A 7148-nucleotide genomic window follows, 5' to 3' on the forward strand; every position below is an offset into this window, starting at 1 on the left:
GGCCGAGGCATGTCCGCACCCACAGCGAAGGCGCGACATTCGAGGTCGATGACTCCGAATGGTTACCCCAAGAACACAGGTTACGGTGGTCTCCATGATGGGAGTACGCAGTACTGGACGTAGAGTCGCGATAACAGCACTTGGAGCGACAGCAATGTACGGCCACGCTTTGTACCCGCTTTACGTCGCACTGAAAAGCCGTAGCCACCGGACCGAGGAGCCGGAGGATCCCGAGGTCTGGCCGTCGATGACCGTGGTCGTCTCGGCATACCGCGAGGCGACAGTGATCAGAAAGAAGGTCGATGAACTGTCCGCCGCCGGATATCCGGGTCCACTGGAAATAATCATCGTCGCGGACGACCCCGCCACCGCGCAGGCGGCTCGACGGCCCGGCGTCACGGTGCTGTCAGCCGGCGTGCGGCTGGGCAAGTGCGAGGCCGTCAACCGGGGGGTCGCCACCGCGAGTCACGACATTGTCGTGCTCTCGGATGCGAACGCGGGGTTGGCTCCCGGTTCCCTGCGGGCCGCGGCGCGGCATTTCCGCAACCCGACCGTCGGTGCCGTGGCCGGTGAGAAAAGGGTCGAGGACCCTGCCGGCGGCCAGGGCTTCTACTGGAAATTCGAGTCCTGGCTCAAACAGTGCGAGTCGGCCATCGGGCAGACCATCGGCGTCGTCGGCGAGATGCTCGCGTTCCGCCGGGAGGTCTTCCAGACGCTGCCCCCAGACGTCGCGGTGGACGATGCCTGGCTCGCTCTCGACATCACCGAGGCCGGCCTACGAGTCGTCTATGAGCCGTCCGCGTACTCGGTCGAGACCCCCAGCGCCACGTACAGCGAGGAGTGGGAACGGCGGACCCGGGTGGTGGCCGGCAACCTCGACATGCTCTGGCGCCGCCGGGAGGCGCTGGTGCCAGGTGCCCTACCGGTCACCCCACAGCTGTGGGGGCACCGGCTCGTCCGGTCGTCCTTCGGGCCGATGGCCCACGCCATGCTGATCGCGGTCAGCGTTCCCGCAGCCCGCCACAGCCGGATCGCACGGCTGTTCCTGGCCGGTAACCTCGCGGGAGCGGGCAGCCTGCTGACGGTGATCAGGGGCGGGAACCCGCCTGCGCCGCTACGTCTCGCGGCCCAGGTCTTCTTCCTGCAGGCCGTGGCACTCGGCGGAATCCGCCGTTTTCTCAAGGGGGAACGGCCGGCGGCCTGGCCCAAACCCGACCGTGTGAGCCCGTTGCCGGCCCGACCGAACGTGGTCGTCGGCGAACAGGCCGGCCCACCCGCACAGGCCGAAGTCGACAACAGCCCGTTCGCCCATATCAGAAAGTATTGCACTATATTTTTCCGTTCTACCCCAGGTGTTCGGTCGGCATGGCTGGGTAATTCCAGGACGTGAATCTGATGTGCATGGCGCGAAGGTAGTCGCCGATGTTGGAGATGACCGCCGCGCCGCCCGCCGACGGGCATGGCTACCGGATACTCGCTCTCGGCGCGCACGCGGACGACGTGGAGATCGGCGCCGGCGGCACCATCATCGCGCTCCTCGCCCGATACCCCACGGCCTGCGTGCACTGGGTCGTCTTCGCGGGATCGGGCGAGCGCGGCGCCGAAGCTGAGACGAGCGCGCGTAATCTCGGCGGCGGCTCGCTCGGCTCCCTTCACCTGCACGAGGTCCGGGACGGCTTCCTTCCCCGGGAATGGGGAGGCGTCAAGGAGGTGCTCCTGGCGATCGCGCGGCAGGTCTGCCCGGATGTGGTGTTCGCTCCGTCGCTGGGCGACGCACATCAGGACCATCGCGCTCTCGGTGAACTTGCCTGGCAGGCGTTTCGCGGGGCGCTGATCCTCGGCTACGAGATCCCGAAGTGGGACGGCGACATAATGCGTCCAACACTGTACGTACCGCTGTCAGAGGAAACCGTCACGGCAAAGCTTGCACACATCATCGAGCATTTTCCCAGCCAGAAGGAGAAACCCTGGTTTGACGAGGAGACCTTCCGGGCGGTGTTGCGGTTACGCGGAGTCGAGTGTGGCACACGTTACGCCGAGGGGTTCGACGCCCGGAAGGTCATCGTGCGGTGGTGAGCCCTGGTAGTGCCCCGGCGCTCAACGGTCGAGCACGGCCTGACAGGGCAGGTTCGCCGACCATCCCGACGGGCTGACCCGCACCGTGACCGCTGCGGAAGCGGGCAGGGCCGCGCAGCGCGCGCGGCCCGCGGCCAGCTCCTGGCTGAACCGGGGGCCGTCACCGCGGGCGTTGTCCATCCAGAACCCCGTTGCCATCGCGAAGACCAGCAGAACCACGAAGGCATGCTGCAGGAATCCGGCCCGTCGCGGTTCGCCGACAGCCAGGTTGTCGCCATCGGTGACAGCCCGGTCCACGATGACAGCGGCCGCCGACAACAGGATCAGCGCCGGTGCGAGTGCGTACCGCGGGGTTGCCGCGCCGGCGAGCAGCACCGGCCCGGTATAGAGCAGCACGCTCTGCCCAACCATGATCATAGCAAGCCAGGTGGATGGTGCCCGGCGACGCTTCCAGGCGAGCGCGGCGAACACGCCGAGCACCATGACCGCCAGGAGTATGAACAGCGCCGCCCGGGGCGACGTCACCGAACGACCCGGCAACCTGTCCCCGAACAGCCCGCCGGCCACCACATTATGCGCGTAGTAAACCGGAATCTTCAGCGGGCTGAGCGCCAGCGGTTCGAACGCGCGGTCCGTGTTGCCGGTCACCCGCGGAATCATCTGCACGACAAATCCGGCCAGCAGCACGGCGCCCGGTGCCCACCCACGAGCCCCCCGCAACAGCAGTCCCCGCAGCAGGGCAACCGGAGCCAGCAGGATCATCGTCGGATCGGAAAGCACAGCGAGGGCCACCACCCCCGCGGCCAACGCGCTGGAGGCCCGCCCGCGCGGGTTCCACAGCAACGCCCACACGCTCGCCGCCATCAGCGGGAAGTGCAGGTTCGCGGCGACGTTGTTGAGGACCTCGCCCTGACCCACCGGAAGGACGACGAATGATGCGGCCAGTACCAGCCGCACCGGTCGGTGACGCAGGGTGGCACCGCTCGCGACATAGACAAAGACGGCGGTAGCCGCAAGGAGCAGGGCCGAAAGGACCGCGAAACCCGCTGCCGCATCCCGCAACGGCAACACAGCGGCGAGCGCCGCGATCGTCCTCGGCACGACGTGCAGATATCCGGCGTAGGTGGTGGTGAACGCGTCCAGTACCGACAAACGCACGGACTGTTCCAGGAAGATATGTCCGTCCTCGGCCCACATCGTGTCGAGTGCGCCGATCCCACCCTGGCGGGCGAGGGACACCAACGTACCGGCGACCAACGCCGCCAGGACGCCCACGACGTTGCCGGGGCGGGCCAATGGCCCGGAGTCCAGCGGAAACACTGACCGGAGGCGGTCCGACAGCTCAGTACGCGCGGCGAGCCCACGCGGACGCCGGTGCGTGACGCCGACCCGGCCGGCGGCGACAAGGGTCCCGCCAGACCTGCGTGATGCCATCCCTGACCTCCAGTCAGCTCCAGATCCCGCTCTAGATCCGGCCGTCCGTGACCGCCTGCTCGATCCACGGGATGACCTCGTCCAACATGGTCTCCAGCGGCGTGTCGGCGGTGAAACCCAGGACGCGCTGGGCCTTGTCCACGTTCGGCACCCGCTTGGCCACGTCGTACTGGAAGGGGTCGTCGCTGACGTAGCGGAACTCCTCGTCCTGGCCCTTGATCTTCTTCCAGATCAGCTCGGCCAGCTCCAGGACAGTGGTCGACTCGGCGGTGGAGAGGTTGAAGTCCTCATTGAGGGCATCCGGATGCTCCATCGCCGTCACGATCCCCGCGGCCAGATCGCCGCCATAGGTGTAGTGCCGCACCTGGCTACCGTCACCAAGAATGTGCAACGGATCCTGGTCCTTGAGTACTTTCTGAACCAGGTCAGGCACCACGTGGCTCATGGCCAGCTTGACGTTGCCCGACAGCACCTCGACCTCGCCGAGCGCCCGGCCCTCGCCGACACCGACGCAGTTGAAGGGCCGCGCGATCGTGTAGGGCAGCGCGTACTGGTCCCACGCAGCTCGGGCGAAGTACTCGACCGCGAGCTTCTGGAACCCGTAGGAGGAAAGGGGCGGCGCGACCCTGCGCTCGTCGCCTTCCACCGACGGCCAGCGGTCCGTCGACTCGAACACCATCGATGAGCTGAGGTACGTCACCTTGCGCAACCGTCCGCCGGCGCGGAAAACCCGGATAGCGGCATCACAGGACGAGGCGATGATGCGCTCGTTCGTGGCGAGCAGGTCATACGCGTAGGTGTGGAAGTAGGAAATCCCACCGATCATGGCCGCACCGGCGATGAAATGGTCGCAGTCGGCGAGCAGCTCACTGAGCAGGTCGGTGTCCCGCGCATCGCCCTCGACAAACCGGTAGTTCGGATGCTCGTCGTAGCTGCGGGCGACCGGTCCGTACTTCGAGAGATTGTCCAGACCCACCACGTCGTAGCCACGACCCAGGAGATCCTGCACGACATAACCACCGATAAAACCGGCCGAGCCGGTCACCAGAACCGTTGCCATCTGTATCATTCCTCGATATCTCTCGGGGCCTCCGCCGACGCGGGAGAACCAGTTTTCGCGCTGTCTTCGGACGGAGTCTCACCCGCACCCTTGACCTTCGAGAGTCGCGGGCGGGGATAGTTTCCGTTTCGTGGGCCGGGTCCACCGGTTCCCGCGGTGTGCCGCAGGGCCTGCAGTTCGCCGACAGTCAACCTCCGACCGAAGGCGAAGCGGTACCACTGGAGGTACTCGGGCAACCAGCGGGCAAGATCAAAATTCGACTCGCCGAGTGCCCGGTCAAGCCATATTGTCGGAATTTCGGCAACGGGCAGGCCGAGACGGCGAGCCTTGGCGGTCAACTCAAGTCCGATCTCGAAACCGGACCGACTGTCAATTCCGACGTTACGGACGAAATCGGTTGAATACGCCTTGAAACTGTTCGTCGCGTCCCGGGTACCGATGCGGGTGAGTAGCGACAGGGACCGCCCGGCCGCGCGCGACAACACCCGTTTGAACATGGGGCCGCCCACCTGCTGACCGCCGGGCATGTAACGGGAGGCCGCGGCGACCACCACACCGCGGTCGACCAGCCGCGCCAGCTCGTCGATCTGGCGCGGATCGTCACTGCCATCCGCCATCGTCACCACGGTGACCGGCGCGACCGCGTGCTCTATGCCGAAGCGAATCGCGTTCGCCGGCCCTCGCCCGTAGGTGTTGCGAACCGGTCGCACCCGCGCGTCCTTCTCCGCGTAAACGACCAGACTCGGCACGGTCGAGTCACCCTCGAAGTCATAGATAACCATGATTTCGCACGGGAGACTCACCGATTCCAGCAGCCGGTCCAGCACCGGCACGATGGCGTCGCCCTCGTTGTAGACCGGCATCACCACCGACACCCGAGGTGTCATCGGACGTTCTCCGTACCACCCTCAGTGGAAAAACACGTCATACCCGCACGCCTTCGCCGAGAAGATTCCAGATGTCGACCACCGGCTTGTCCGTCTCCAACGTGGCGTAGTCCGGATGCGGTGCGGCCAGGACGAGGAGATCGGCCCGTTCGAGAACCGTGTCCAACGGCAGCAGACGAGCGTCGGTGGTGACATACGGATCGGTGCAGAGCGTGCCGGCCGCCGAGTAGTCAAGAATCCTGCGGAGCTTGTACGACAGGCTTGCCCGGGTGTCGTCACTACCACCCTTGAACGCCATCCCGAGTATGCCGACGACCATACCGGCGAGGTCGAAACGTTCCTTCAACCGGGAGACCAGGTAAAGCGGGAGGCCCTCGTTCACCAGCATCGCGGCATGACCGAGAGCGAACGTGTTGTTGGTTACGGCCGCCAGCTGCATCGTGTCCTTGAACAGACATGGGCCGGCGGCGAGGCCGGCGCCGGGCAGGTCCGCCGCCCTTGGATAGTTGTGGGCGAGTGCCCCGCGGATGCGCTCGAAATCAAGATCAAGATCGTTCGCAATCATGTAGAACTGGTTGGCGGTCGCGAACTTGATGTATCGCCAGGTGTTGGTGAACAGCTTCGCGAGCTCCGCCTCCTCGGGCTGCAGGTCCACGATCTCGCTGGTGAGAACGGCGAAGAGCGCGGTCGCGCGCACCCTGGTGGCGTCCGTCCGGGCGGCGACGATCTGCGGGAGCTCGAACAGCTCGGTCATGGCCCGCCCTTCGGCGATCCGTTCCGGGCAGAAGGCGACCTGGACGTCGCGACCGATCTCCGAGATGAGTTTCTCCACCAGAGCGGTCACGCCCGGGTAGACGGTGCTGCGCAGAATCAGCAGCTGGCCGTCGACAAGATGATCCGAAAACGTGCGTATCGCCCTGGGTACCACCTGCGGGTCGGGGTTGAGATGCCCGTCCACGGGCGTACCGACCACGACCACCACGTGCTCCGCTTCGGAAATCACCGCCGGATCGGTCGTGGCACGTAGCTGACCCGCCGCTGTCATCTCGGCGAGCACCCCGGCGGCACCCGGCTCCCGGAAGGGCAGGCGACCCTCATTGACGATCCCTACCGCGGCCGCGTCGATGTCGTACAGGCGAACCCGCTGGCCGCGCGAGGCCAGCGCGATACCCAGTGGAAGCCCCACGTGGCCGCAGCCTCCCACGATGACGACATCTGTGGGAAACGGCCGTACCGCCGCCGGCTGCACGGTGTCGATGTCGGCGTCGGTGTCGGTGTCGGTGTCGGTGTCGGTGTCGGTGTCGGTGTCCCGATTCTGTGTCACTATCTCCCCCAGGAACTTTTTGGAGCGTCGCAGAGTTGCAGCGGATCCCCAGCGCGGGCCTGCCAGGTCACGACTTCCCACGCCGTGGGCATGGTCATGGCCCGGCCGCCGGCGGACCACCCGAAATGCCCGGAGCCCCGATCAACGAGGCCACCGGCGGGAACCCGACCGCGGGATTGATGGACAGCAGCAGTTGCAATGCCCGTCTGTGTGTCGGCGACCGGCGAGCACGAAGACCCGCGTTGAGAATCAACGCCCAGCGCATCGCGCGCGCGGCGGCCACACCTCGGCGATGGCGCTGCAGTCGTACTCTGTTCATCTGGCCCAGAGCCCACAGCTGCGGCGAGAAGTGCTGATCACCACCCAG

Annotated in this window: 6 protein-coding genes and 1 pseudogene; 2 read left to right on the forward strand and 5 right to left on the reverse strand. The window is 66.3% G+C overall.

The genetic code is table 11. The annotated features are described in order from the left end of the window. Positions 1-94: 94 nt before the first annotated feature. Both U9983_RS15245 and U9983_RS15250 read left to right on the forward strand, forming a co-directional pair. On the forward strand, positions 95-1390 hold the full coding sequence (locus U9983_RS15245) for a glycosyltransferase (RefSeq protein ID WP_322754662.1): 1296 nt from the start codon (positions 95-97) through the stop codon (positions 1388-1390). Positions 1391-1422: 32 nt separating this feature from the next. Further along, entirely contained in the window at positions 1423-2076 is a 654-nt protein-coding gene (locus tag U9983_RS15250) for a PIG-L deacetylase family protein (protein WP_322754663.1), read from the forward strand. A gap of 21 nt (positions 2077-2097) precedes the next feature. Here U9983_RS15250 and U9983_RS15255 read toward each other — a convergent pair whose 3' ends face one another. From U9983_RS15255 to U9983_RS15275, 5 genes and pseudogenes are all read right to left on the reverse strand, one after another. Continuing rightward, positions 2098-3510, reverse strand: coding sequence for a hypothetical protein (locus U9983_RS15255; RefSeq protein ID WP_322754664.1), 1413 nt, complete (start codon positions 3508-3510; stop codon positions 2098-2100). A gap of 31 nt (positions 3511-3541) precedes the next feature. Beyond that, complete coding sequence (locus U9983_RS15260) at positions 3542-4570, reverse strand: NAD-dependent epimerase/dehydratase family protein (RefSeq protein WP_322754665.1); 1029 nt, start codon at positions 4568-4570, stop codon at positions 3542-3544. A 5-nt stretch (positions 4571-4575) separates the two neighbouring features. Continuing rightward, positions 4576-5457 (reverse strand): glycosyltransferase family 2 protein, encoded by an 882-nt coding sequence (locus tag U9983_RS15265; protein ID WP_322754666.1) that lies wholly within the window; start codon positions 5455-5457, stop codon positions 4576-4578. 37 nt (positions 5458-5494) lie between these two features. Beyond that, entirely contained in the window at positions 5495-6661 is a 1167-nt protein-coding gene (locus tag U9983_RS15270; RefSeq protein WP_416211404.1) for a nucleotide sugar dehydrogenase, read from the reverse strand. 214 nt (positions 6662-6875) lie between these two features. Continuing rightward, positions 6876-7148 (reverse strand): annotated as a pseudogene (locus U9983_RS15275) (hypothetical protein); the annotation flags it as partial.

The organism is Protofrankia sp. Cas3 (assembly GCF_963555955.1).
In the GTDB taxonomy this organism is placed as follows: domain Bacteria; phylum Actinomycetota; class Actinomycetes; order Frankiales; family Frankiaceae; genus Protofrankia.

What these genes read in the sequence shown, in the direction of transcription:
- U9983_RS15250 (WP_322754663.1), top strand. Translation starts at nt 1,423, where the DNA reads ATGTTGGAGATGACCGCCGCGCCGCCCGCCGACGGGCATGGCTACCGG.
- U9983_RS15265 (WP_322754666.1), bottom strand. Translation starts at nt 5,457, where the DNA reads ATGACACCTCGGGTGTCGGTGGTGATGCCGGTCTACAACGAGGGCGAC.
- U9983_RS15260 (WP_322754665.1), bottom strand. Translation starts at nt 4,570, where the DNA reads ATGGCAACGGTTCTGGTGACCGGCTCGGCCGGTTTTATCGGTGGTTAT.
- U9983_RS15255 (WP_322754664.1), bottom strand. Translation starts at nt 3,510, where the DNA reads ATGGCATCACGCAGGTCTGGCGGGACCCTTGTCGCCGCCGGCCGGGTC.
- U9983_RS15245 (WP_322754662.1), top strand. Translation starts at nt 95, where the DNA reads ATGATGGGAGTACGCAGTACTGGACGTAGAGTCGCGATAACAGCACTT.